This window comes from Amycolatopsis sp. CB00013 (assembly GCF_001905755.1).
GTDB classification, from domain to species: Bacteria; Actinomycetota; Actinomycetes; order Mycobacteriales; family Pseudonocardiaceae; genus Amycolatopsis; species Amycolatopsis japonica.
The window spans coordinates 1,086,529-1,110,932 of the sequence record NZ_LIWC01000001.1 but is presented as its reverse complement, the minus strand read 5'-3'; the positions used below and the strand labels follow the sequence as shown (position 1 = coordinate 1,110,932).

General features: G+C 68.5%; 21 protein-coding genes. 14 read left to right on the top strand and 7 right to left on the bottom strand.

The window, feature by feature from the left end; translation table 11 throughout:
* Nucleotides 1–30 precede the first annotated feature (30 nt).
* Both AMK34_RS04940 and aztA read right to left on the bottom strand, forming a co-directional pair.
* The gene (locus AMK34_RS04940; RefSeq protein WP_073843244.1) at nucleotides 31–516 is read right to left on the bottom strand and encodes an SMI1/KNR4 family protein; all 486 of its coding nucleotides are present in this window, start codon (nucleotides 514–516) and stop codon (nucleotides 31–33) included.
* A gap of 9 nt (nucleotides 517–525) precedes the next feature.
* Nucleotides 526–1,260 carry a zinc ABC transporter ATP-binding protein AztA gene (gene aztA, locus AMK34_RS04935; RefSeq protein ID WP_073843242.1) on the bottom strand — a complete coding sequence of 245 codons (735 nt, stop codon included), beginning with the start codon at nucleotides 1,258–1,260 and terminating at the stop codon, nucleotides 526–528.
* A gap of 48 nt (nucleotides 1,261–1,308) precedes the next feature.
* Between aztA and aztB the strand changes: the two genes are divergently transcribed.
* From aztB to aztD, 4 genes are read left to right on the top strand one after another with little or no spacing between them, the layout of a single operon-like run.
* A complete protein-coding gene (gene aztB / locus AMK34_RS04930; RefSeq protein ID WP_038513323.1) occupies nucleotides 1,309–2,160 on the top strand; it encodes a zinc ABC transporter permease AztB in 852 nt (283 codons plus the stop codon).
* On the top strand, nucleotides 2,157–3,347 hold the full coding sequence (locus AMK34_RS04925) for a hypothetical protein (protein ID WP_073844574.1): 1,191 nt from the start codon (nucleotides 2,157–2,159) through the stop codon (nucleotides 3,345–3,347). The genes aztB and AMK34_RS04925 overlap by 4 nt, the downstream gene beginning before the upstream one ends.
* Nucleotides 3,344–4,243, top strand: coding sequence for a zinc ABC transporter substrate-binding protein AztC (gene aztC / locus AMK34_RS04920; protein WP_073843240.1), 900 nt, complete (start codon nucleotides 3,344–3,346; stop codon nucleotides 4,241–4,243). The genes AMK34_RS04925 and aztC overlap by 4 nt, the downstream gene beginning before the upstream one ends.
* Nucleotides 4,244–4,269: 26 nt before the next feature.
* Nucleotides 4,270–5,442, top strand: coding sequence for a zinc metallochaperone AztD (aztD, locus tag AMK34_RS04915; RefSeq protein WP_073843238.1), 1,173 nt, complete (start codon nucleotides 4,270–4,272; stop codon nucleotides 5,440–5,442).
* 408 nt (nucleotides 5,443–5,850) lie between these two features.
* On the opposite strand, the gene AMK34_RS04910 is transcribed toward aztD, so the two are convergent.
* Both AMK34_RS04910 and AMK34_RS04905 read right to left on the bottom strand, forming a co-directional pair.
* On the bottom strand, nucleotides 5,851–6,486 hold the full coding sequence (locus AMK34_RS04910) for a response regulator (RefSeq protein WP_073843236.1): 636 nt from the start codon (nucleotides 6,484–6,486) through the stop codon (nucleotides 5,851–5,853).
* A complete protein-coding gene (locus AMK34_RS04905; protein ID WP_073843234.1) occupies nucleotides 6,483–7,658 on the bottom strand; it encodes a sensor histidine kinase in 1,176 nt (391 codons plus the stop codon). Before AMK34_RS04905 ends, AMK34_RS04910 begins: the two co-directional genes overlap by 4 nt.
* A 171-nt stretch (nucleotides 7,659–7,829) precedes the next feature.
* Here AMK34_RS04905 and AMK34_RS04900 point away from each other — a divergent pair, with 171 nt between their 5' ends.
* From AMK34_RS04900 to AMK34_RS43115, 7 genes are all read left to right on the top strand, one after another.
* Nucleotides 7,830–8,912: an ABC transporter permease gene (locus tag AMK34_RS04900; RefSeq protein ID WP_073843232.1), complete on the top strand. Its 1,083-nt coding sequence runs from the start codon at nucleotides 7,830–7,832 to the stop codon at nucleotides 8,910–8,912.
* Nucleotides 8,909–9,592, top strand: a complete 684-nt coding sequence (locus tag AMK34_RS04895) for an ABC transporter ATP-binding protein (protein WP_073843230.1) — start codon at nucleotides 8,909–8,911, stop codon at nucleotides 9,590–9,592. The genes AMK34_RS04900 and AMK34_RS04895 overlap by 4 nt, the downstream gene beginning before the upstream one ends.
* A 169-nt stretch (nucleotides 9,593–9,761) precedes the next feature.
* Nucleotides 9,762–10,628 carry a universal stress protein gene (locus AMK34_RS04890; protein WP_073843228.1) on the top strand — a complete coding sequence of 289 codons (867 nt, stop codon included), beginning with the start codon at nucleotides 9,762–9,764 and terminating at the stop codon, nucleotides 10,626–10,628.
* 521 nt (nucleotides 10,629–11,149) lie between these two features.
* Nucleotides 11,150–12,418 (top strand): aspartate kinase, encoded by a 1,269-nt coding sequence (locus AMK34_RS04885; protein ID WP_073843226.1) that lies wholly within the window; start codon nucleotides 11,150–11,152, stop codon nucleotides 12,416–12,418.
* Nucleotides 12,415–16,479, top strand: a complete 4,065-nt coding sequence (locus tag AMK34_RS04880; RefSeq protein WP_073843224.1) for a Pls/PosA family non-ribosomal peptide synthetase — start codon at nucleotides 12,415–12,417, stop codon at nucleotides 16,477–16,479. The genes AMK34_RS04885 and AMK34_RS04880 overlap by 4 nt, the downstream gene beginning before the upstream one ends.
* Complete coding sequence (locus tag AMK34_RS04875) at nucleotides 16,476–17,846, top strand: aspartate aminotransferase family protein (protein ID WP_073843223.1); 1,371 nt, start codon at nucleotides 16,476–16,478, stop codon at nucleotides 17,844–17,846. The genes AMK34_RS04880 and AMK34_RS04875 overlap by 4 nt, the downstream gene beginning before the upstream one ends.
* A gap of 238 nt (nucleotides 17,847–18,084) precedes the next feature.
* Complete coding sequence (locus AMK34_RS43115) at nucleotides 18,085–18,234, top strand: hypothetical protein (protein ID WP_198941630.1); 150 nt, start codon at nucleotides 18,085–18,087, stop codon at nucleotides 18,232–18,234.
* A 17-nt stretch (nucleotides 18,235–18,251) separates the two neighbouring features.
* Here AMK34_RS43115 and AMK34_RS04870 read toward each other — a convergent pair whose 3' ends face one another.
* On the bottom strand, nucleotides 18,252–18,893 hold the full coding sequence (locus AMK34_RS04870) for a hypothetical protein (protein WP_073843221.1): 642 nt from the start codon (nucleotides 18,891–18,893) through the stop codon (nucleotides 18,252–18,254).
* Between the two features lie 263 nt (nucleotides 18,894–19,156).
* Here AMK34_RS04870 and AMK34_RS04865 point away from each other — a divergent pair, with 263 nt between their 5' ends.
* Entirely contained in the window at nucleotides 19,157–19,510 is a 354-nt protein-coding gene (locus AMK34_RS04865) for an ArsR/SmtB family transcription factor (protein ID WP_073844572.1), read from the top strand.
* A gap of 401 nt (nucleotides 19,511–19,911) precedes the next feature.
* Here the strand turns inward: AMK34_RS04865 and AMK34_RS04860 are convergent, their stop codons facing one another.
* Nucleotides 19,912–20,868, bottom strand: a complete 957-nt coding sequence (locus AMK34_RS04860; RefSeq protein WP_073843219.1) for a helix-turn-helix domain-containing protein — start codon at nucleotides 20,866–20,868, stop codon at nucleotides 19,912–19,914.
* Between the two features lie 120 nt (nucleotides 20,869–20,988).
* Between AMK34_RS04860 and AMK34_RS04855 the strand changes: the two genes are divergently transcribed.
* Together AMK34_RS04855 and AMK34_RS04850 are read left to right on the top strand one after the other, a co-directional pair.
* Entirely contained in the window at nucleotides 20,989–21,579 is a 591-nt protein-coding gene (locus AMK34_RS04855) for a cysteine hydrolase family protein (protein ID WP_073843218.1), read from the top strand.
* A 70-nt stretch (nucleotides 21,580–21,649) separates the two neighbouring features.
* Complete coding sequence (locus AMK34_RS04850) at nucleotides 21,650–23,389, top strand: pyruvate dehydrogenase (protein WP_073843217.1); 1,740 nt, start codon at nucleotides 21,650–21,652, stop codon at nucleotides 23,387–23,389.
* 384 nt (nucleotides 23,390–23,773) lie between these two features.
* Here AMK34_RS04850 and AMK34_RS04845 read toward each other — a convergent pair whose 3' ends face one another.
* Nucleotides 23,774–24,349, bottom strand: a complete 576-nt coding sequence (locus tag AMK34_RS04845; protein WP_073843215.1) for a TetR/AcrR family transcriptional regulator — start codon at nucleotides 24,347–24,349, stop codon at nucleotides 23,774–23,776.
* Between the last annotated feature and the right edge of the window lie 55 nt (nucleotides 24,350–24,404).

The following is a 24,404-nucleotide window of genomic DNA, read 5'->3' as shown; positions in this document are numbered from 1 at the left end:
TTTCGTTCCCACCGTCAGGGGAGTGTCACGTCACACCGCGCCCGCCGGCGGTTCACCGTCGTCGAGCCGCTCGGCGATCTCGTCGAGGATCTCGGTGACGCTCGCCCAGCCGGAGTCGTAGATCCCTTCACTGGCATACCACTCCATGACCCGGCCGTGGTGCTCGCCCTGCCGGAGATCGACGCACAGCAGGCCGCCGTCGATGGCCCGGCCGATGGGCAGAACCGCTGTGCAGTACGGGAATCCGTTCGCGCCCGCCTGTTTGAGGTGCGTTCCTTCGGGAGTGCAACAGCCAGGGTCGGGGTACTGCGACTGTCGGGCGTACTCCTCCTCGGCACGCGCCACTGACAGAGGCAGGTAGCCCTTCGGGATCAGCTCTACGGATCGGTTCCCCGTTCCGTGATCGCGCTGGTCGTCGACACCGTCCATGAGGGCCCACCAGGTGAGCAGCTCGGGCGGGAGTTCCAGGCCGACGCGAGTTTTCAGGCGCTCGAGGTGCTGCCACGTCGCTTCCACTGGTGCACCCTAGCGAGCGTCGGCGGCTCCTGACCGAATGCCGGTCGGAAGACCCCAGGCTTCCGCCACCCGCTCCGGAGTCAGCACAGAAGCGGGCGCGCCTTCACCGACTAGGCGGCCGTCCTGCAACAGCAGGCAGTGATCGGCCCGGCCCGCCACCTCGAGATCGTGCGTGACTCTCAGAACCGTCGTGCCCTCGGCGAGTGCGGCGCGCAAGGCTTCGTCGATCAAACGGCGGGCGTGCAGGTCGAGACCGGCTGATGGCTCGTCGAGCAGAAGCAACCCAGATCGCTGGGCGAGTCCCTGCGCCACCAGCGCGCGTTGCCGCTGCCCTCCGGACAGCATGCCGATCGGCCGGTCCGCGATCGACGTGATCTCCAGTAGCTCCAGGCATTCCCCGACGATCTTTCGGTCCGACTTGGACAGTCGTCGCCAATGACCCCGGTGCGCCCAGCGGCCCATCGTGACGGTCGCGCGCACGGTGATCGGCAGCGATCGCGACACCTCGCTCTGCTGGGTCACGTAGGCGACGCGGCCCGGATCCCGGCGGGTCACCGAACCGGTGGTCGGCGGAAGCACGCCCGCGACGAGATTGAGCAACGAGGACTTGCCCGCGCCGTTCGCGCCGGCGACCGCCGTGAGCCGCGCCGACGGGACTTGGGCGGTGATCCCGCGCAGCACCTCGCGGGAGCCGTAATGGGCGTGCGCACGGTCGATCGTGAGCGCCGTTGTGTCCGGGGTCATCCCACCCTCTTTCAGATAATGACAATCATTACCACTATAGTGTGACGCGTGGAGTGGTTGCTGATCCCCTTCGAGGTGTCGTTCGTGCAGCGTGCGCTGGTGGCGGGAGTGCTGGTTTCGGCGGTGTGCGCGGTCGTGGGCACCTGGGTGGTGTTGCGCGGGATGGCGTTCATCGGCGACGCGATGTCGCACGGCATGTTGCCCGGCGTGGCGATCGCCTCGCTGACCGGCGTGAACCTGCTGATCGGTGCGGCGATCAGCGCCGGCGTGATGGCGCTCGGGGTGACGGCGCTCGGGCGGTCGCGGCGGCTTTCCGAGGACACCACGATCGGGCTGTTGTTCGTCGGCATGCTCGCGAGCGGCGTGATCATCGTGTCGCACTCGCGGTCGTTCGCGGTCGATCTCACCGGATTCCTGTTCGGTGACGTGCTCGCCGTCGGCTCCGGCGACCTGGTGGGCCTCGCGATCACCCTGCTCGTCGTGGGGGTGGTGGCACTGGTGGGACACCGCTCGTTCACCGCACTCACCTTCGACGTCCGCAAAGCGCACACCCTGGGGCTGCGGCCACGGCTCGCGAACGCCGTGTTGCTCGGGCTGGTCACGCTCACGATCGTCGCGTCGTTCCGGGTCGTGGGGACGCTGCTGGTGTTCGGCCTGCTCATCGCCCCGGCCGCGGCGGCGCTCTTCTGGTCGCGGCGGATCACCACGATCATGCTCGTCGCGGCGCTGCTCGGCATCGCCGCCACGGTCGTCGGTCTGCTCGTGTCCTGGCATTGGGGCACCGCGGCGGGCGCGACCATCGCCGCCGCCGCGGTCCTCCTGTTCTTCCTTTCCGCGTTCCTGTCCTTCGTACGACAGCGATTCCGTTCCCTGACACCGGAGATCGAGTGCTCACGATGAAACTGAAAGCAGTGACGGCGGTCGTCGCGGCGCTGACCTTGGCGGCGTGCGGCGGCGAGCAGCCGAAGGAGGTGACCGCGGAAGTCCCGCACGGTTATGTCGAAGGCGCCGAGGAAGCGGCCGAGGCGCAGTCACGGCTGATCGTCGCCGACTCGGACACGGGCGCGGTGCGGGTCGTGGACCTCATCACCGAGGAGGTCCACGAAGTCGGGCGCGTCGACGGTGTGCAAGCCGTGACCGGCGATGGCCGCTTCGGCTACCTGACCGCCGGTGACGGCACGATCCGGGTGATCGACAGCGGATCCTGGATGGTCGATCACGGTGACCACGTCCACTACTACCGGGCGAAGGTCCGTGATGTCGGGGTGGCGCCGGGAAAGCAGCTTTTGGCGGCCTACAGCGATCCCGCCGTCTCGGCACTGTCCTATTCGGACGGAACGGCGACGCTGCTCGACCGTGCCGTGCTGGACAAGGGGACGGTCGCCGAACTGGGGAAGATCCCACGTGAGCCGCATGCCGGCGTCGCGATCCCGTACGGCGAGCACATCATCGCCACGGTGGCGGACGCCGGAAAGCCGTTCGCCCGCGGAGTGCGGGTTCACGACCGCCAGGGCAAGGCCGTGGCCGAGATCGACCAGCCGTGTCCGGAACTGCGGGGCCAGGCGGTGACCCGGCGTGGTGTCGTCTTCGGATGCGCGGACGGCGCTCTGCTGGTGACCGAAAAGGACGGCGCGTTCGCCGGGGTGAAGATCCCGTATCCGCGCAGCGTCACCGCTCAGGAACGTGCCACCGCTTTCTTCCATCGGCCGGGTGGCGCCACGCTGGCCGCCAGGGCGGGCGAGTCGGCCGTGTGGTCGCTGGACGTCGGACGCCGCAGCTGGCAGTACGTCGAGACCGGGCCGGTCGGCGCGGTGAACGCCGTCGGTGAGGGCGGTCCACTGCTGGTCCTCAACCGCGACGGGAAGCTTCGCTCCTTCGACGGCGCCGGAAAGGAACAGACGGCGATCCCGCTCCTGGCTCCGGAAGCGACGGCCGCCGCCTCGATCCAGGTCGATCAGACGCGCGCCTACGTCAACAACCCGCTGTCCGCGGACGTGTACGAGATCGACTACAACGACAACCTCCGGCGTGCCAGGACCCTGAAGGTCGGCGGCAAGGCGGGCCACATCGTGGAGACCGGCCGATGAGGCGCCGGGCGCTCGCACTGGTCGCGGTGGCGTTGCTGGCGGCGGCGGGGTGCTCCGGAAGCGGTGGGGGCGGCAAGTCGGTCGTCGTCACGACGAACATCCTCGGTGACATCACCCGCGCCGTCGTCGGCGATCAGGCCGAAGTGACCGTGTTGATGAAGCCGAACGCCGATCCGCACTCGTTCGGTATCTCCGCACAGCAGGCCGCTCAGGTCGAGCGGGCGGGCCTGATCGTCTACAACGGACTCGGGCTCGAAGAGGGCATGCTGCGCACCGTCCGCACGGCCGAGGAAAACGGCGTACCGGCGCTGCCCGCCGGGGAGCGGGTGAACCCGATCAGTTACGCCGACAACAAGCCGGACCCGCATTTCTGGACGGATCCGGCACGGGTGCGCGACGCGGTGAAGACGATCGCGGACGAGGTCGTCGCCCATGTCGGCGGCGTCGACGAAACGGTCATCCGCGCGAACGCCGACCGCTATCGCGGGGAAATCGAAGCGCTGGACCGCATGATGACCGAGAAGTTCGGCGGGATTCCCCGTGAACGCCGGAAGCTGGTGACGAACCATCACGTGTTCGGCTACCTGGCCCAGCGGTTCGGGTTCGAGGTAGTCGGTGCGGTGATCCCTGGCGGGACGACGCTCGCATCACCCAGTTCGTCGGATCTGAAATCCCTCGCCGACACCGTTCGCGCCGCGGGGGTGCCGGTGATCTTCGCGGATTCCTCCCAGCCGGACCGGCTCGCGCGGGTACTGGCCGAGCAGGCGGGGCTGCACGTCCAGGTGGCCCCGTTGTTCTCCGAGTCGCTCAGCGAACCAGGCCAGGGCGCGGCCACCTACCTGGAAATGATGCGCGCCAACACCGAATCGATCACCACCGGTTTGACCCGTTCCTGATCGGAACAGACGAAAGGCACAGTGAAATGGCACGGAAGACCCGATATCTCGCGCTGATGGCGACGACGGCGAGCACCCTCGCGCTCGCCGCCTGCGCGACCGAACAGCCGGCGGCGGAACCCGGGAAGGACGCGGCTCCGGCTCCCGTCGTCGCGAATCCGGTGGCCGTCACCTATGACGGCGGAATCGTCCTGCTCGACGGGAAGTCCCTGCAGGTCGCGAAAAACCTTCCGCTGGAAGGCTTCAACCGGCTCAACCCGGCCGGCAACGACCGGCACCTCATGGTCTCGACCTCCACCGGATTCCGGGTCCTCGACGCCGTCGGCGCCGTGCTGACGGACAACGAGGTGAAGGCGGCCAAGCCGGGCCACGTCGTCCGTCACGCCGGCAAGACGGTGCTGTTCGCCGACGGGACCGGCGAAGTGACCGTCTTCGACCCGAAGGCGATCGGTACCGCGGCCTTCCCCGCGCCGAAGCACAAGACGCCGGAAGCGCATCACGGCGTGGCCGTCGAACTCGAGAACGGCGAACTCGTGACCACCGTCGGGAACAAGGACAAGCGGTCCGGGATCGTGGTGCTGGACAAGGACAAGAAGGAGATCGCGCGCAACGAGCAGTGCCCCGGTGTGCACGGTGAAGCCGCCGCGCGCGGGGAGGCGATCGTGGTCGGTTGCCAGACCGGCGCGCTGATCTACCGGAACGGTGTGATCACCAAGGTGACCAGCCCGGATGCTTACGGGCGTATCGGCAACCAGGCGGGTTCGGACGTCTCTCCGATCACCTTGGGCGACTACAAGGTCGACGAAGCGGCCGAGCTCGAGCGCCCGACCCGGATTTCCCTGATCGACACCGAGAAGGCCACGCTCAAGCACGTCGACATCGGGACCAGCTACACCTTCCGCTCGCTGGCCCGCGGTCCTCAGGGCGAGGCGCTGGTGCTGGGCACCGACGGTCAGATCCACGTGATCGACCCGGTGAGCGGTGCGGTGACGAAGAAGATCGCCGTCATCGGCACCTGGCAGGAGCCGATCGAGTGGCAGCAGCCGCGCCCGGCGATCTTCGTCCGCGGCGGGACCGCGTACGTGACCGATCCTGGCAAGAAGGAGATCCACTCGGTCGACCTCGCGTCCGGCGCGAAGACCGCGACCGGCACGATCCCGGGAACGCCGAACGAGGTCAGCGGCGTGCTCGGAGGCTGATCAACTCGTGAGTGGCGAGAGACGGCTAGAACCGTCCTCACCACTCACGAGACGTGCCCCATCACGCGGCCGAGCCTTTGCTCCGCTTGCGGTACAGGAAGGCCCGTGAAGGCCTCCTTGAGGGACTCGTTTGCTTACCCACTGGTATGGATCAAGCCTGAGGGGTTCGGGGCGCCGAACGTCCTGGCCCCTCCGCACAGGGATTCGTTGATGAAGGATTTGGGACAGTGAACGTCCCAAATCCTTCATCGACAACGCTTGACCCCCGGTCCGGAACGGAGCGAATCCCGCTCACGCACAGGTCAGACGTAGATCAACGAGTACCTGTCCGTGAAGGCCTCCTTGAGGGACCCAGAGTCTCTCAAGGAGGCCTTCATGGACGGAGCCGAAACCTGCCGCAGCAGGCGGTCAACGGCGGATGAGGCCCAGGTCGGTCGCGGTGGCGACGGCGGCCGTGCGCGAGTCGACGCCGAGTTTGGTGTAGCTGCGCGCGAGGTGGGATTTCACGGTGCCTTCGGTCAGGTGGAGCCGTTCCGCGATGGCCCGGTTGGACAGGCCGTCGGCGACCAGGACCAGGACTTCGATCTCGCGCAGTGTCAGCGCGGTGGTGGGCATCCGCATCCGGTTCATCAACCGGTCGGCGACGGTCGGGGCGAGGGTGGTGCGTCCGGCGGCGGCGGTACGGACGGCGGTCACCAGCTCCTCGGGTGGGGCATCCTTGAGGAGATAGCCGGTGGCGCCCGCTTCGATGGCGGGCAGTGTGTCGGCGTCGGTGTCGTAGGTGGTGACGATCAGCACGCGCGGAGCGTCCGGCCGCGCCGTGATCACCGCGGTGGCTTCGGCGCCGGTCATGCCGGGGCCGAAGCGCAGATCCATCAGCACGACGTCGATGTCGCCTTCGGCCGCGCGGGACACCGCTTCCTCCGCGGTCGCGGCTTCGGCGGAGACGATGAGACCGGGTTCGGTTTCCAGCAAGGCGCGGAGGCCCGCCCGGACGATCGGATGATCGTCGGCGAGCAGGAGCCGGATCGCGGGTTCGGTCACGGACGTTCCTTGGTTTCGACGGGCAGCCGCACGGACAACTCGGTGCCGTGGCCGGGGGAGGACTCGATGGCGAAGGTTCCGTCCAAGGCTTCGACTCGGGTCCGCATCGCGGTCAGACCGAAGCCGCTGTGTTCCGGATCGAAGCCGACACCGTTGTCGACGACGTCGAGGAGGACGTGCTCGTCGAGGTAGCACAGGGTGACTTCGGCGGTGGACGCGTCGGCGTGACGGACGGTGTTCGCGAGGGCCGCCTGGCCGATGCGCAGCAGGGTGACCTCGTACGCGGTCGGCAGGGGAGTGGGCGTACCGGTGAACCGGAACCGTGCGGTGATCAGGTGCCGGGCGCTGGTGGTGGCACACAACCGTTCCAGCGCGTCGGTGAGCGTGGTGTCGTCGAGCGCCGGCGGGGACAGCGCGACGACGAAGCGGCGGGCTTCGGCCAGGTTGTCGGCGGCCGCCTGCCGGGCCTGCTCGACGTAGCGGGCGGCGTTCCCGGCGGTGTCGGGCAGGGTTCTTTCCGCGGCACGCAACAGGAGTTGAATGCTCGACAGCCCTTGGGCGAGGGTGTCGTGGATCTCGTGGGCCAGCCGTTCCCGCTCGGCGAGCACTCCCGCCGCGTGCTGGGCTTCGGCGAGATCGGCGCGGGTGGCGGTCAGCTCCTCGATCAGGTTTCGGCGTCGTTCGCTTTCGCGGTACAGCGCCTGGTATCCCCAGACGACCGCGACCGCCACGGCGGCTCCCAGCGCCGGGCCGATCGCCGCCGCCGGGACGAAGGAACCTTGGTGGGCGGCGAACGCGGTGATCGCCGCCAGCGCGGTCGCGATCACCGCGACCAGGCCCTGACGGCGCGGCAGCAGATGCAACTGCAGGAAGTACAGCGGGAAGGCGACCCAGACGCCGTCGGCGGTCAGCACCAGCAGGACCAGCCACACGACGCCCACCGCGATCAGCCACCACTGGGCGGCCTGCCGGGACGTCCTGACACGCGGCAGGAGCGGGCCTGCCGCGTACACGACAGCGCACGCCAATGCCGTCGCGACGACCGCTCCCGCGTCGGACGAACCGTCCGCCACCGCACGGACGGCCGCGAGTGCGAGCAGGGCGATGAGCAGCAGGTGCAGACACCAGGTCAGCACCCGGCTGGTCGGGGTCAAAGGGGGCGCGGTGGTCACAGTGCCTCCAGATTACGGAGCGCGACCGGCGGGCGCCTCTATCCAAAGGTAGAACCGGCGTGCCGTCTTCCGGCGGGCGAAGTGCCATCTCCGGCCAGATGTCGTCGCGGTCTCCGGCCGCGATCGTGGAGAGGTAACCAGCCCACCCGCCGGAGAGGACAGACCGGAACCGTGTTCGTCGCCTGGAGAGATCTGAGATTCGCCAAAGGGCGGTTCGCCCTGATGGGAGCCGCGGTCGTGCTGATCACCCTGCTGGTCGGCCTGTTGTCCGGGCTCACCGCCGGGCTGGGTGAGCAGAACATTTCCGCGATCACCGGCCTGCCCGCCGACAAGATCGTCTTCGCCGCTCCTGGTGACGGGCAGAGTCTGTCCTACGCCAACTCCGCGATCACCGAGACGCAGCGGCGGCAGTGGGCCGAAACCCCAGGCGTCACCGGCGCCGAGCCGTTGGGCATCTCCACCACCAAGGCCACCGCGGGAAACCGCAGTGCCGGGATCTCCGTCTTCGGAGTCCGGCCCGGCTCGGCGCTCGCCCCGGACGGCGGAAACGTCACCGGCGGCTCGGTGGTGCTGTCGACGTCCGCGGCCGACGACCTGGGTGTCCGGGGCGGGGACACCATCGCCGTGGCCGGGCGTCAGCTGACGGTCTCCGCCGTGACGGGGGACGCCTGGTTCAGCCACACCCCGGTGGTATGGGCAGGCCTCGACGTCTGGGCGAAGACGGTGCCGCCCACCGGCGGTGAGCCGAGCGCGACGGTGCTCGCGCTGACCACCACTGCCGACGCCGATCTCGCGGCCACCGATCTCGCCGCCGGCACGAAGACGGTCTCGAAGAGCGACTCGTTGTCCGCGATCGGCTCCTACACCTCGGAAAACGGCTCGCTGCAACTGATGCGAGGCTTCCTGTTCGCGATCTCCGCGCTCGTGATCGGCGCCTTCTTCACCGTCTGGACGATCCAGCGCAGCGGCGACATCGCCGTCCTCAAGGCGCTGGGAGCGAGTACGGCCTTCCTGCTGAAGGACGCGCTCGGCCAGGCTGTCGTCCTTCTCGTCGGCGGCACCGCCGTCGGCACCGCACTGGCCGTCGGCCTCGGCGCGGTCGTCGCCGGATCCGCCGTGCCCTTCCTGCTGACGCCGGCCACCGTGCTGGTCCCGGCCGCCGTGATGATCCTGCTCGGCGCTCTCGGGGCCGCGCTTTCCGTCCGCCGCATCACCTCCGTCGACCCGCTGACCGCATTGGGGAGTGCCCGATGAGCCTGAACCTGACCGACGTCACCCTCACCTATCCCGATGGCGATTCCCGCCTCACCGCCCTCGACGGCGTCACCCTGGACGTCCCGCCGGGCACGATCACCGCCGTCGCCGGGCCCTCCGGCTCGGGCAAGTCCAGCCTGCTCGCCGTCGCCGCCACCCTCATCACCCCGGACCACGGTTCCGTCACCATCGACGGCACCGAGACCACCGGGCTGAGCCGCGGTGAACTCACCGAGCTGCGCCGCCGCAAGATCGGGATCGTTTTCCAGCAACCCAATCTGCTGCCCGCCCTCACCGCCGCCGAACAACTCCAGGTCATGGCCAGGATCGACGGCCGCTCGCCGTCCGCGGCACGCGGCGTGGCCCTGGATCTGCTCGACGCCGTCGGGCTCGGGCCGCAGGCCGGACGTCGCCCGCACCAGCTCTCCGGCGGCCAACGGCAGCGGGTGAACATCGCTCGTGCGCTGATGAACGAGCCCACCGTGTTGCTGATCGACGAACCGACGAGCGCCCTCGACCACGACCGCGGCGCCGTGGTCATCGATCTGATCACGCGCCTGACCCATCAGCGGGCCACCGCCACCGTCCTGGTCACGCACGACCGCGCCCATCTCACCGCGGTCGACCGGATCGTCGAAGTCCACGATGGACTGTTGGGCAGCCCCGCACCGGTCGGCTGATCCGGCTCCGGTCATAGGGACTTTCGCCCCTTCCTCGTGGGCCGGTCGGCGACGCGACCGGGACTCGGGAGCAGGTGCCGGGGGACTTCGTCCTCTGCGATCGGGCGGTGCCGCCATTCGAGACTGGGACCGGCCCACAACAGCGGGTCCGACCTCGAAAGGAGCCGGGATGCCGATCGCCACGGAAGGTTCGATCGTCGCCGGGATCGACGGATCCCGCTCGGCGAGGACGGCGGCCCTTTGGGCGGCGGGCGCCGCTTCACGACGGGGTGTGCCGCTCCGGCTCGTCCATGTCTACGCCGTGCCGCTCGCGAAGGTACCGAGTGTCCTTCCGCCGGCCGAGACGATCCGAGCGGGGTTCGCCGGTCTGGGGGAAGAGTGGGTGTCCCAGGTGCGGGAGGCGGTGCTGGCCCGCTTTCCGGGCCTGGTCGTCGAGACCGCGGTCCGGGAGTGGAGCGCGGTGCCCGCGCTGGTCCAGGAGTCCACCAGGGCGACGATGCTGGTGCTGGGATCACGGGGGCTGGGCGGGTTCACCGGACCGTTGATCGGTTCCACCGCGGTCGCGCTCGCCAAACACGGTCATTGCCCGATCGTGGTGGTCCGCGGCGCGTGGCGCGACGAGGACCGGATCGTGGTCGGCACGGATGGTTCTCCGGCGAGCGAGGGCGCCCTCGGGTTCGGCTTCGACGAAGCGAATTCGCGGAACGCCGGGCTGACCGTCGTCCGGACCTGGTCCGACCTGTCGGATCGGGTCGAGGACGACGAGCGGAAGTCGATCGAAGAGCAAGTGGCTCCGTGGCGGGACAAGTACCCGGAGGTGCCGGTCGAGGTCGTCCTGCGGCAGGGGCGCCCCGTCCGCGCCCTGCTCGAACTCGGCAAGCGGGCGGGCCTGCTCGTCGTCGGCTGCCGTGGCCGCGGCGGGTTCGAAGGGATGCTCCTGGGCTCGACGAGCCAGGCGTTGATCGCCCATGCGGAGTGCCCTGTCGCCGTCATCCGGCCCGCTGTACCAAGCGACGACCCTTTCGAGGCGCGCTGAGCCGGACCGGCTCGATAGCGACTTCCAGCTGAAACTCCACAAAGGACATACGACGACTCGGTCCACGATATGGGACCGCGCGTCGTCATGTCCTCTTTCCGAACAGTGGGAAAAATGCTGGGTTTCGGCCGCCGCGCGCGGCATGGTCATTTTGACGGGTTCCTCCTCGGCTTCGGGCGGGTAAAAGGATCTCGTAATCTCCGGCGAGTGGGGAAATTCGTTCCGTTTTGTCACGCCGTCGTTCTCTCGAATTTCGAAGTCACTGCGAATACGTCATTCGTCTGCCCTAATTCCATCGAACTCGGCTGTTTGCCGTCATAACCTTGCGCACTGTCGTCGGGTTATGGCCTGGGAGAAACGGACGACCGATCTTTCGTACTTACGGAGGTACCCGTGGAAAGTGTCCCGCACTACTTTCCAAACCTGTCACCTCCGCCAGGGCATCTTGTCCGGCAGGTACTTCCGAACTCCGCCTTATACCCCACCGCGAATGCGGCCACTGTGGCTACCTATTAAGGAAAATGGTGAATTTTTCCCCGAAACTCGATGTCAGCCCGAACCCGCCCCTGTCGAAGACACGAAACGAAGGACTGGTCATACGAAAATACGGAGGCTCGTCGCTGGCCACACCGGAAATGGTGAACGACGTGGCCGCAGAAGTGGCCGCGATCGCCGAAGCGGGAGATCGGGTCGTCCTGGTCGTGTCGGCGATGGGGGACAGCACCGACCGGTTGATCGCGCTGGCGGGCGAGTTCGCCGAACCACCCGCGCCCCGGGAACTCGACCAGTTGATGGCGACGGGTGAACAGGTGTCCGCGTCGGTGCTCGCGATGGCGTTGGCCGAGCGCGGGATCGAGGCCGTCTCGTTGTCCGGTGACCAGGCGGGGATCGAGGTCGCGGGCGAACCGGGCGCGGGGACCATCGTGCGGGTCGATCCGGGCAAGATCGTCGCCCGGCTGCGTGACGCGCGGGTCGTCGTGGTCGCCGGGTTTCAGGGGCGCGACGCCGACGGAGAACTGCTGACCTTGGGCCGAGGCGGTTCCGACACCACCGCGGTGGCGCTCGCGGCCGCGCTCGGCGGTTCCGAATGCGAGATCCGGACCGATGTGCACGGCGTTCGCACGGCCGATCCTCGGATCGTGCAAGACACCCGGGCTGTCCGGACGATCTCGTACGACGCCATGGTGGAACTCGCCGGGCTCGGCGCGCGGGTGCTACATCCCAGATCCGTCGAGCTCGCGCGCCGTCACGGAGTGGCGGTGCGGGTGACGCACGCGTCGGATCCCGGCCCGTCGACCGTCGTGACGGCGGAAGAACCGTCGCTGGAAGGCACTCCCCGCGTCATCGGCATCGCCCACGAGCGCGACGTGCGGCTCGTCCGCGTCGAGGTTTCGGCCTCCGGCCCGGACCACTACGCGCGCGTTCTCGCGACGCTGGCGGGCTGCGGGGTGCGGCCGGACAATCTGAGCTGGCCCGATCCCGGCGAACTGCGGTTCACCGTCCGGGGGACCGAGCCGCTCGGCTTGCCGATCACCCGGCTCGCGATGGAACTGGACGCCCGCTCCACGGTCTTCGAGGAACTCGGCTCGGTTTCCGTGGTCGGCACCGCGCTGCTCGATCCGCCCGGGTTCCTGCCCGAGTTACTGCGGGTCCTCGCCGACCACCGGGTCACGGTGCCCGCGATGACGACATCGCAGTCGCGCCTCACCGCCGTGATCCCCGCCGACGCCGTGGACACGACCGTCCGCGCCCTGCACGACTCGTTCGGCTTGTCGGCGGACAGGACATGAGCCCCTACGGACTGCCGTCGGGCCAGTTCACCACCGATGGCCTGGTCCTGACCTGCGACGGACACGACCAGCGGATTCGATGGCGGGTCGGCGATCGGCTGGAAGAGTTGTACGAGCGGCTCTGCGACCGGCTGCGAGCCGACGGCCTCGGCGACCGCCTCGCGGTCGACGCCGAAGGCGAGAAGCTCACGTTCGACGGCTTGGACGAGCGGGCGAACCGGCTCGCCCGGCATCTGCGAGCCCACGGGGTGCGACCCGGCGACCGGATCGGGTTGTTGTTCGGCGAGCCGGTTCACCCCTACGTCGCGATGCTCGCCGTGCTCAAGGTCAACGCGGCGTATGTGCCGCTGGACGCGGGGTTTCCGGACGACCGCCTGGCCTACATCGTCAAGGACGCCGGCGTCCGGCTCGTGGTGTCGACCGCCGACCTGCGTAACCGGTTCGAGCCGGGCAGTGTCGAGGTGGTCTGTGTCGACGAGGACTCGGATCGCATCGCCGGGTTTTCGGGCGAGCGGCTCACCGCAGTCGAAAAGGGTGCACCGGCCGACGAACTCTGTTACGTCGTCTACACGTCCGGCTCGACCGGGCGGCCGAAGGGCGTGACGATCGACCATGCCTCGATCTGCAATTTCGTCCAGGTCGCCGCCGAGGTTTACGGCATCCAGGACACCGACCGGGTCTACCAGGGCATGACGATCGCGTTCGACTTCTCGGTCGAGGAGATCTGGGTGCCGTTGCTCAGCGGCGCGACGCTCGTGCCGAAACCCGGCGGCGCGGCGCTCGTCGGTCACGACCTCCTCGAATTCCTGCGGGAGAACAAGGTCACCGCGCTGTGCTGCGTCCCGACCCTGCTGGCCAGCCTCGACGAGAACCTGCCGCTGCTGAGATTCCTCCTGGTGTCCGGTGAAGCGTGCCCCGAAGACCTCGTGCGCCGCTGGTATCGCCCGGACAGGCGGTTCCTCAACGTCTACGGCCCGACGGAGGCCACCGTCACCGCGACGTGGTCGGTGCTGCGGCCCGATCGGCCGGTGACCATCGGCGTGCCCCTGCCGACCTATTCCGTGGTCATCCTCGACCCGGATGAGCCAAGGGCGCTGGCCGCGGGTGAGCTCGGCGAGATCGGCATCGCCGGGATCGGGCTCGCCGGCGGCTACCTCAACCGGGCCGACCTGACCGAGCGCGCGTTCATCCCGGACTTCCTCGGCATCGGGCACAATCCGTCCCAGCGCATCTACCGCACCGGTGACCTGGGCCGGATCACCCCGGACGGCGAGATCGAATACCACGGCCGCGCCGACACCCAGGTGAAGATCCGTGGCTACCGGGTCGAGCTCACCGAGATCGAGTCGGTCCTCCTGCAGATCCCCGGAATCGCCCAGGCGGTGGTCGAAACCCACCATCCGGAACCCGGCACCGTCGAACTGGTCGCCTACTACAGCCTGCGCCGGGACCAGGCGGATGTCGATCCCGGTGAGCTCCGTGGTCGCCTGGCGGAACTGCTGCCGGGCTACATGGTGCCCGCCTATCTCGAAAGGCTCGATCACATCCCGCTGACCCCGGCGGGCAAGGCCGACCGCAAGCATCTCCCTGCGCCCAGCGGTCCGCGAAGAGCCGGAAACGACGTCGGCTACGTGGCACCGGCCACCGAGACCGAACTCCGCTTGGCGGAGGCGTTGGGCGGTGTCCTCGGGATCGAGCGGATCTCGGCGACGGGACACTTCTTCGACGACTACGGGGCCGACTCCCTGCTGCTGGCCAAGTTCTGCGCGGTGATCCGGGAACGCGGAGATCTCGCGCCGTTGTCGGCCAGGGACGTGTACCTCAACCCCACCGTTCGCGGTCTCGCCGAGTCGACCGCTGCCGCGGCCCACGTGACGGTCGCCCGCGCCGAGGAGCCACGCCGCGCGTCGACCGTGTCGTACGTCCTTTGTGGAGTGTTCCAGCTCTTGGCGTTTCTGGCGTATGCCGCCGGTTCGGGCTGGATCCTGGACACGGGATTCGCCTGGATCTCCGCCGCGACGGGTTTCGTCGAGAGCTACGCACGCGCCGCCGGGCTCGGGCTCGTCGTCTTCGTCATCCTGTCCGTGGTGCCGATCGTGGCGAAGTGGGCGATCGTCGGCCGGTGGAAGCCGGGGGAGATCCCGTTGTGGAGCGTCGGTTATCTGCGCTTCTGGACGGTCAGGACGTTGGTCAGGTTCAGCCCGCTGATGCTGTTCATCGGTACGCCGCTGTACTCGTGGTACCTGCGGGCGCTCGGCGCGGACATCGGCAAAGGCGCCGTGATCCTGTCGCGGAACCCGCCGGTGTGCACCGATCTGTTCAGCGTCGGCGCCGGGGCGGTCATCCGGAAGGACGCGTACTTCTCCTGCTACCGCGCCAGGGCGGGGCGGATCCAGGCCGGGCGGGTCACCCTCGGAGACAACGCCTTCGTCGGTGAGATGACCGTGCTCGACATCGGCACGGCGCTCGGCCACGACTCGCAGCTCGGCCACTCGTCGTCGTTGAACTCCGGGCAATCGGTCCCCGACGGCGAAAGCTGGCACGGGTCGCCCGCCCGCCTCTCCACAGTGGACTACCGGGCGCTGGGAACGGTCCCGCGCGGCAGGCTCAGGCCGATCGTCTTCTGCGCGTCCAGCCTGCTGCTCCTGCTCTCGGTGACGCTTCCCGTGACCCTGGGCGGGGCCGACGTGTTCGTCGACCGCTGGCTCACCACGACGACGGACTTCACGAGCTGGGCCTTCTACCGCGGCCGGATCCTCGACTCCGCTCTGCTGTACTTCGGGGCGTTGCTCGCCGGACTCGCGGTCGTCCTCGTGATCCCGCGCCTGCTCGGCCTCTTCCTCCGGCCGGATCGTGTCTATCCGCTCTACGGCAGGCATTTCGCCATCCAGCGGTTGATCGCGCGGCTGACCAACATGCGCGCGTACACGTACCTGTTCGGCGACAGCAGCTACATCGTGTACTACCTGCGCGCGCTGGGATACGACCTGTCGAAGGTCCAGCAGACCGGATCCAACTTCGGGGTCGAGGTCAAGCACGAGACGCCGTTCCTCAGCACGGTCGGCACCGGGACGATGGTCTCGGACGGTCTTTCGCTGCTCAACGCCGACTTCTCGTCCTCGTCGTTCCGGCTGCGCAGGACGTCCGTCGCGCCGGAGGCGTTCCTGGGCAACGAGATCGCCTTCCCGCCGGACGCGCGGATCGGCCGGAACTGCCTGCTGGCCACCAAGGTCCTGGTTCCGCTGGACGGGCCGGTCCGGGAGAACGTCGGCCTGCTGGGGTCGCCCGCCTTCGAGATTCCCCGGACCGTCCGCCGCGACACCGGATTCGAGCATCTCGGCAGCGGGGACGCGCTGCGCCGGGGCCTGCGGGCGAAGAACCGCCACAACACCGCCACTATCGGCGTCTACCTGCTCGTGCATTGGCTGCACCTGCTCGGAATCCTGTTGATCGGTACGGCGGCCGGCGCCCTGCACGAGCGGATCGGCCCGCTCGCGGTCGGTGTCGGCATCGTGGCGACACTCGTGTTCTCGGTCGCGTTCCTCGTGGTGGCGGAACTCGCCGTGCAGGGCTTCCGGGCGCTGCGGCCGAGGTTCTGCTCGATCTACGATCCGGTCTTCTGGCGGCACGAGCGGTTCTGGAAGCTCAGCCCGGCCCGCTACCTCGCGCTGTTCAACGGGACGGCGTTCAAACCGTTCCTGCTGCGTCGCCTCGGCGTCCGAATCGGTCGTCGGGTCTTCGACGACGGCTGCGCGATCCCGGAACGGTCGCTGGTGAGCATCGGCGACGACTGCGTGCTCAACCTGCACACCGTCGTGCAAGGACATTCGCTCGAGGACGGCACGTTCAAATCCGACTACATCGACATCGGCGCGGGGTGCACCCTCAGCACCGGCTCCTTCGTCCACTATGGAGTGACGATGGCGGACGGGGCGATCGCCGAAGCGGACGCGTTCCTGATGAAGGGCACCTCGGCACCGGCCCGGACCCGCTGGTACGCCAATCCAGCGGTCGAACTCGACACGGCGGAAGAGATCACCGCGGCAAGGAGGCTGCCATGACCCGGACTCCCACGGCGAGACCGGCACTCGCCCCTCGCGTCGAAGGTGCCCTGCCCGGGCCGCGTTCGGCCGAGTTCCTCGAACACCAACGACAGTGGGAATCCAGTGCGCGGGCGTATCCACGCCATCTGCCGATCGCCATCGCGGGCGCGGAGGGCAGCTACCTGTGGGACATGGACGGGAACGTCTTCGTCGACTTCCTGGCGGGCGCGGGCGTACTCTCCCTCGGCCACAACCATCCCGAACTGGTGCACGCGGCCACCGAACAGATGCACGTACTCACCCACGGCCTGGACTTCCCGACGGCGGCGAAACGCGAGTTCGTCGACGCCCAGCTGTCCATGCTGCCGCCGGGCCTGAGCTCACGGATGCGGATGCATTTCTGCGGTCCCGGTGGCGCCAACGCCGTGGACGCCGCGATCAAACTGTGCAAGACCGCGACCGGACGCGGTGACCTGGTGTCCTTCCAGGGCGGGTTCCACGGCTCGAGTCACGCCGCGATGGCGTTGACCGGGCTCGTCGCCCAGAAACGGCCGATCGCCAACGGCGTGCCCGGCGTGCATTTCTTCCCATACTCCTATTGCGCCCGGTGCCCGGTGGGGCTTTCGCCGGACACCTGCGCGACCAACTGCGTCGGCCTGCTGGAACGGTCGCTGCGAGATCCCAACGGCGGCATCCCCCTTCCCGCCGCGCTGATCCTGGAATTGGTGCAGGGCGAAGGCGGGATCATCCCGGCGGACCGCGACTTCGTGCGCCGGGTCCGTGCGCTGACCGCGGAACTGGACATCCCGCTCGTCGTCGACGAGGTGCAGACCGGTTGCGGCCGCACCGGGACCTGGTTCGCGTTCGAGCACTACGACATCGAGCCCGACGTGATCATCGCCTCGAAGGCCTTGAGCGGGATGGGACTCCCGGTGGCGGTGATCTTCTACGACCGGCGGTTGGACGGCTGGGCACCCGGCGCGCACACCGGGACGTTCCGCGGCAACCAGGCCGCGTTCGCCGCCGGCGCGGCGGCGGTCCGCATCATCCGGCGGGACGACGTGCTCGGCAATGTCCGGCAGCGCGGGCGACAACTCGCGCAACGGCTCGGCGCCCTGCACGGCGACGTCTGGGTCCGCGAAGTGCGCGGCCTCGGCCTGATGTGGGGGATCGAGCTGGCTGATCCGCGCGACGGCCGCCCGGCCGGCGGATACGCCCGCGCCGTGCAGGCGTACGCGTTGCAGCACGGGCTGATCGTCGAACTCGGCGGCCGGGACGACAGCGTGATCCGGCTGATGCCGCCGCTGACCGTGACCGCCGAGGAGATCGACCTCGCCTGCGCGATCCTGCTGGACGCGATCGAGCGCTGTGGCCCGCCGCAGTAGGGAATCCGCAGGTCCTGTCCGGTCTGGAGGTGTGCCGCGAAAGCCACTTTCGCAACCTTCAACGTTGCGAAAGTGGCTTTCGCAACCCCGGGGCCGAGGGCAGCACCGGCAAGAGGTGCGCATCTGGTGATGATCGCCTCAGGGGGAGCGACCAAAACTCCGGATACGGCCCGTGATCGATACCCGGCCGTTAGAGTGAACAGTCGCTGTAGTCGTCACCCTTGAGGAGTAGCAGTTCATGATCGCCGAGAGCGCGAACCAGCAGAGCGTGACCTTCCCGCAGGAAGCTACGCCGATCTTCGATCTGGTCGCGAAGATGGTGTCGCGGACGCAGACCGAGGACGAGCACGAGTTGGACCGCGAAGCCGGTCTCGCGACGTCGGTGTAGCTTCCTGTCGCGGCAGGTCATTCAGCCGGCGTCCCGGCGTGGCCGCGCAGTTCCGCGGCCGTGCGACGGGCGTGGGCCAGTCCGTCGAGTATCCATTGCGGGGGCTGCCGGTCGTTGGTCGCGATCCGCTCGTAGGCGGCGACGAGCCGTTCCGCGATCTTCAGGCGGGCTTCCACGGCAGGCGGTTCGGGGTCGCTCTGCTCGGCCGGGATCGTGACCAGGGCCAAGTGTCCGGCAGGCGCGCGAGTCGTGGGCTCGGTGGTCGTGTCGGACCGCTGTTCCACCGTGGGCAGGCGTCGAAGGCGGAGGGTCGTCTGCTCGGTGTTTCCCGGCACACCCTCGCGACGGGAGCCCTGCGCCGGGAAGGGGTCCGCCCGGAACCGTGCGACCGAGGGCCAATACCGGGTTCGAGCCGACTTCGGTGTCTCCCCGTCGAGACCGCCCGCGATCTCCTGCCAGGTCTTTCCGTCGAGTCGCGCGGCGACCACCGCCGCCTCGACGATCTGCTGCGCCATCCCGATCAGGCCGGAGTGGTCCGGCGGGGTGGACGCGTCCACCCTGGCGGCGTTCGCCGCGAGATCGGCCAGTTCCGCCGCGTGCGCGGCGAGGACCAGATGAGCCCGGGTGGCCGCGGCGGGGATGGTGTGGCGTGTGGTCACCGTCCGCTCCTCGTGGCAGGCCGGAGGCTCGACAAGAGGCTCGCGGAATCCCGCATGCCGTGACTCACAGGTGTTCTCACCTTCTCTGATATGCAGACTTGCATAAATATGCAATTAATGGATATGCGGTGCTGCTCAAGAACCGCGAGTTTGTGCCCTGATCGGGTGTGGTCGTGCCCGTTCCGTGTGAGGTGACGTTCGGCCGCCCTCGATGTCGGGCACGATCAGGGAGGTGCGGACGGCTCTGCGGGGAAGGGATGCCGATGAACAGCCCCCTGTATCAGGCGACGGCGGAGTTCTTCAAAACGCTGGGGCATCCCGTCCGGATCCGCGTGCTCGAACTGCTCAGCGAGCGGGACCATCACGTCTCCGAGCTGCTGGCCGACCTCGGTATCGAGCCCGCCAACCTGTCCCAGCAGCTCGCCGTCCTGCGCCGGGCCAACCTGGTGGTGCCGCACAAGGACGGCACGACCGTCTCCTACTCCCTGACCAGTCCGTCGGTCGCCGAACTGCTCGCCGTCGCGCGCGGGATTCTGACCGGGGTCATAACCGGCCAGCTGGGACTGCTCGACGATCTGCAGAGTTCCACCGGTGCGAATTCACCTGAATCAGGATGAAAAGTAATTTCGGATATTCATGGCCTCGCTGCGACCGTCATTTGTTTTCGTTGTCGGAATCGGCGTGCTTCCCATTCGATTCGGAATGGTCCTCGCCGTCCCGGGTCCGCCGTGTCTCCTCGACCAAAGAGTCGAAGATGGGGGTTCCGCACAGCTCCACATGGTCCTCCGTCGCGCCGGTCCTCGTGCCCGATCATCTTGCCCCGGAACGGCTTCTTCGATCCAGTTCCGCCGGGCAATGCACTCGATTGAGCTCACCCTCGGGGGTGAGTTATTCATCGATGTGAAAAGCGAAGTGTAGGACATGGCCCTTTCGGCGGCTTCGCCGGGTTTTGCGGAAATGATGATTCCACTTTCCCGCCGTGTATGAGAAATGGATTGCTCACTCGTCTCGCGGCTGGTCAGCGCGGGGCGGAGAACTCGACCCGGTAGCGGGTCGGCGTCGTGCCCAGCGCGGTGGCGAAGTGCTCGCGAAGCCGGGCGGGCGTGCCGAAGCCGGACTGTGCGGCCACGGCGTCGACGCCGAGCGAGGTCGTCTCGAGCAGGTGCCGCGCCCGCGCGAGACGTTGCGCGACAAGCCAGTTGTGGACGGTGGTCCCGGTGCGGGCGCGGAACGAGCGGGTGAACGTACTGCGGCTCATATGCGCCCGGGCGGCGAGGCCGTCGATGCTGTGTTGCGTGCCCAGGTGGGCTCGCGCCCAGCTCATCACCTCGGCGAGCGGATCCTCTTCCGCGGCGGGTACGGGAAGTTCGATGAACTGGGCCTGGCCGCCGGGACGGTGCGGCGCCGCGACGATCCGGCGGGCGACGCGGTTGGCGACGACCTGGCCTTCCGTGCGGGCGAGCAAGTGAAGACAGGTGTCGATCCCGGCGGTCGCACCGGCGCCGGTCACGACGTCGCCCTCGTCGACGTACAGCTCCTCGGGGCGCAGCTCGACCGACGGGAAGCGCCGCTGGAACGTCTCGATCCATTTCCAGTGGGTCGTCGCGGCGCGGCCGTCCAGGATGCCGGCGTCCGCGAGGGCGAACACCCCCAGGCAGAGCCCGACGACGAGGGCTCCGCGTTCGTGCGCGGCCCGCAGGGCGGCGGACACGGGCGCGGGCGTCGCGGTTTCCGGAGCGGACCACCAGGGCACGACGACGATGTCGGCGTCCGCGAGGGCATCGAGCCCCGCGGAGACGTCGATCGTGTATCCGGCGCTCGTGGTGAGCCTGCCCGGTTCGGTGGCGACGACCGTGAGCGGCCACGGCTCCATGTCGCCCGCCGGGGATTCCGGGCCCCACACCAGCGACGGTACGGCGAGGTGGAACGGGCTGATCCCCTCGAACGCCAGGACGGCCACCCTCGGAGCACTCATCGATCCCTCTTTCCGCGGATGTCGGCCGATCTCGACCCTGTCTGACCCGATTCCGTATCTCGATATCGAATCGGGTCAGCCAAGATGGTAGCCGTACCGACGGAAAGCGAAGGAAACACGATGACCAGCACCACTCTCCGCGAAATCAGCACCCTGCCGACGACCCCCGCCGTACTCTCGAACGCGACGGTGATCCTCGTCGACTACCAGAACACCTACACGCGCGGCGTGATGGAGCTCGACGGCTGGGAAGCGGCGCTCGACGAGGCGGCCACGTTGCTGGCGCGCGCCCGATCCGCGGGCGCGACGGTCGTTCACGTCATGCACGACGGCGGCGAGGGCAGCCCGTACGACCTCCAGCAGGACATCGGCCGGATCCACGAGCGGGTCGCCCCCGCTCCGGGCGAGGAGGTCGTGGTGAAGACCGCGCCGAACTCGTTCGTCGGAACCCGGCTGGGGGAACTGGTCGACGCCGCTGGGCACCAGGACGTCGTCGTGGCCGGGTTCATGACGCATATGTGCGTCACGTTCACCGCGGAAGGCGCGTTCCTGCGCGGGAACAACCCGACCGTGGTGGCCGCCGCCTGCGCCACGCGCCCGCTCCCGTCCGTCGCCGGACCGGTGACCGCCGCCGAACAGCACCGCGCGGCGCTCGCCACGATCGGTGATCTCTACGCGGTGGTGGTCGGCACGGCGGCCGAGCTCGGCTAGGACCTGCGCGGCCGCGCTCGCACGTGGATCATGAAGGTGTTGCCGCCGCCGAAGCATCGAAGGGGTCCTGATGGCCAAGCCCAACGTCGCCGAGCAGTTCGTCCAAGTCCTGGTTCAGGCCGGGGTGGAGCGGATCTACGGCGTGGTCGGAGACAGCCTCAACCCCATCGTCGATGCCATCCGCCGGACACCGGGTATCGAATGGGTGCACGTGCGCAACGAGGAGGCGGGCGCGTTCGCGGCGGCGGCCGAGGCCCAGCTGACCGGACGGCTCGCGGTGTGCGCCGGCAGCTGCGGTCCCGGCAACACCCATCTGGTGCAAGGACTTTACGACGCGCACCGCACGGGAGCCCCGGTTCTCGCGCTCGCTTCGCATATCCCGTCCGGTCAGATCGGGACCGGGTTCTTCCAGGAGACCCATCCCGAGCGGCTGTTCGTCGACTGCAGTGGCTACTGCGAGCAGATCAGCAGGCCGGCCCAGATGCCGAGGGTGCTGCGGATCGCCATGCAGCACGCGTTGTCCCGCGGCGAGGTGTCGGTGCTGGTGTTGCCTGGTGACGTCGCGCATCTCGACGCCGTCGCTCCCACCGGGAACGGAGTGCCGGTCACCGAGCACGGGACGGTCGTGCCGCCCGAGCCGCAGGTGGCCCGGCTCGCCGAGCTGATCAACGACGCCGAGACCGTCACCTTGTTCGCCGGTGCCGGAGTGCGCGGCGCGCACGCGGAGGTGATGGAGCTGGCCGGGACCGTGCAGGCGCCGGTCGGCCACAGCCTGCGCGGCAAGGAGTGGATCCAGTACGACAACCCGTTCGACGTCGGGATGAGCGGTCTGCTCGGCTACGGCGCCTGCTACCGGGCCATGAACGACGCGGATCTGCTGGTCCTGCTCGGCACCGATTTCCCTTATGACTCCTTCCTTCCCCAGGCGCGGACCGTGCAGGTCGACCACGACGCGACCCGGCTGGGCCGTCGCACACCGCTGGAACTGGCGGTGCACGGCGACGTGCGGGAGACCCTGCGGGCCGTGCTGCCGCTCCTGCGGCGCAAGTCCGACCGCACGTTCCTGGACCGGATGCTGCGTGATCACTGCAAAACGCTGGAGCAGGTCGTCGACGCCTACACCCGCAACGTCGAACGGCACGTGCCTATCCATCCGGAGTTCGCCGCGGACCTCCTCGACGAACTTGCCGCCGACGACGCGATCTTCACCGTCGACACCGGCATGTGCAACGTGTGGGCGGCCCGGTATCTCACGCCCAACGGGCGCCGCCGGGTCATCGGGTCGTTCCTGCACGGCACCATGGCCAACGCCCTGCCGCACGCCATCGGCGCGCAGTTCGCCTACCCGGGGCGCCAGGTCGTGTCGATGTCCGGCGACGGGGGACTGGGCATGCTGCTCGGCGAACTGCTCACCGTGGCCCTGCACGACCTTCCGGTCAAGATCGTGACGTTCAACAACTCCTCGCTCGGCATGGTGAAGCTGGAGATGCTGGTGGACGGCCTTCCCGACTATCAGACCGATCACCGCCCGGTGGACTTCGCCGCGATCGCCAGCGGCGCCGGACTGCGTGCCGAGCGGGTGACCGATCCGACCCGCCTGCGCGCGGCGCTCAAGGAAGCCTTGAGTCACGACGGACCCGCGTTGGTGGATGTCGTGACGGACGCGAACGCGCTGTCCGTCCCGCCGCACATCACCGCCGGTCAGCTCGGTGGATTCGCCTTGGCCGCGAGCAAGGTCGTGCTCGAAGGCGGGGTCGGCCGGATGATCGATCTCGCCCGGGCCAACCTCCGCAACATCCCGCGGCCGTGAGACCGCTGCGCCGACTTTGCGTGTGAAGGCCCAGCTCCAGCAGATATGCCCGTTCGTCACTGATAGTTCGCCGACGACGGTTGATGGGTCCGTGAAGGCCTCCTTCCCTACTCTCAAGGTGGGGAAGGAGGCCTTCACGGACTCGATAGGCGCTGCCGCTTATTGGTGGGTAAGGCAAACGTGGCGTAGGGGTCACCGCGCTCTTCCGCCTGTCGAACGTGTCGCGAAAGCCACTTTCGGGACATCAGACGTCGCGAAAGTGGCTTTCGCGACACGGGCGCCGGCGGCGACGTGGTCGGCGCGGGTGAGCGACCACGACACCTTTGCCTTACCGCTCAATAAGTTCCTGGCATCGATTCCGAATATGGCGTCCACTGTGGATGGTCAGGCTCGGCCGGTGCCCATCCCGCGCCAGAGCAGGTCGAGAAGGCTCGCGACGTCGCTTCGCCATTCGCCCTTCGGGTCGAGGTAGAGCAGCCCGCCGAGGCCGCGCAGGATGGTCTCGGGCTTCAGGTCCGCGCGGACGGTGCCCGCCTCGACATTGGCCTGCAGCAAGGTGGAGACGGCCCGGACCATGTCCTGATAGGCGCCCGCCGGCAGCTCTCCGCGTGAGGCTCCCGCGGCGCGCAAGGCGTCGGCCAGGCCGCGTTTGGTCATCATGTAGTGCGCCAGGTGATCGGTCGTCCAGACTCGGAAAGCCTGGTCCGGCGGGTACTTCTCGAGCAGGCTGGGCACGATCTCGACCAGCTGGCGCACCTCGCGCCGGTACACCGCCAGAATGAGGGCTTCCGGGGTGGGGAAGTGCCGGTACACCGTGCCGACGCCGACCTCGGCCTGCTTCGCGATGGCGTTGAACGACACTTCACCGGAGCAGGCGAGCGACTTCGCGGCGGTGGCGAGGATGCGCTCGTGGTTGCGCCGGGTGTCCGCACGCCGGGGATTGACCGAACCCGTCGTCATCTGCCCTCCTGTCCACCGATCCCGTTCTCCGTGAATGTAGCCGAGGGAACCGGGA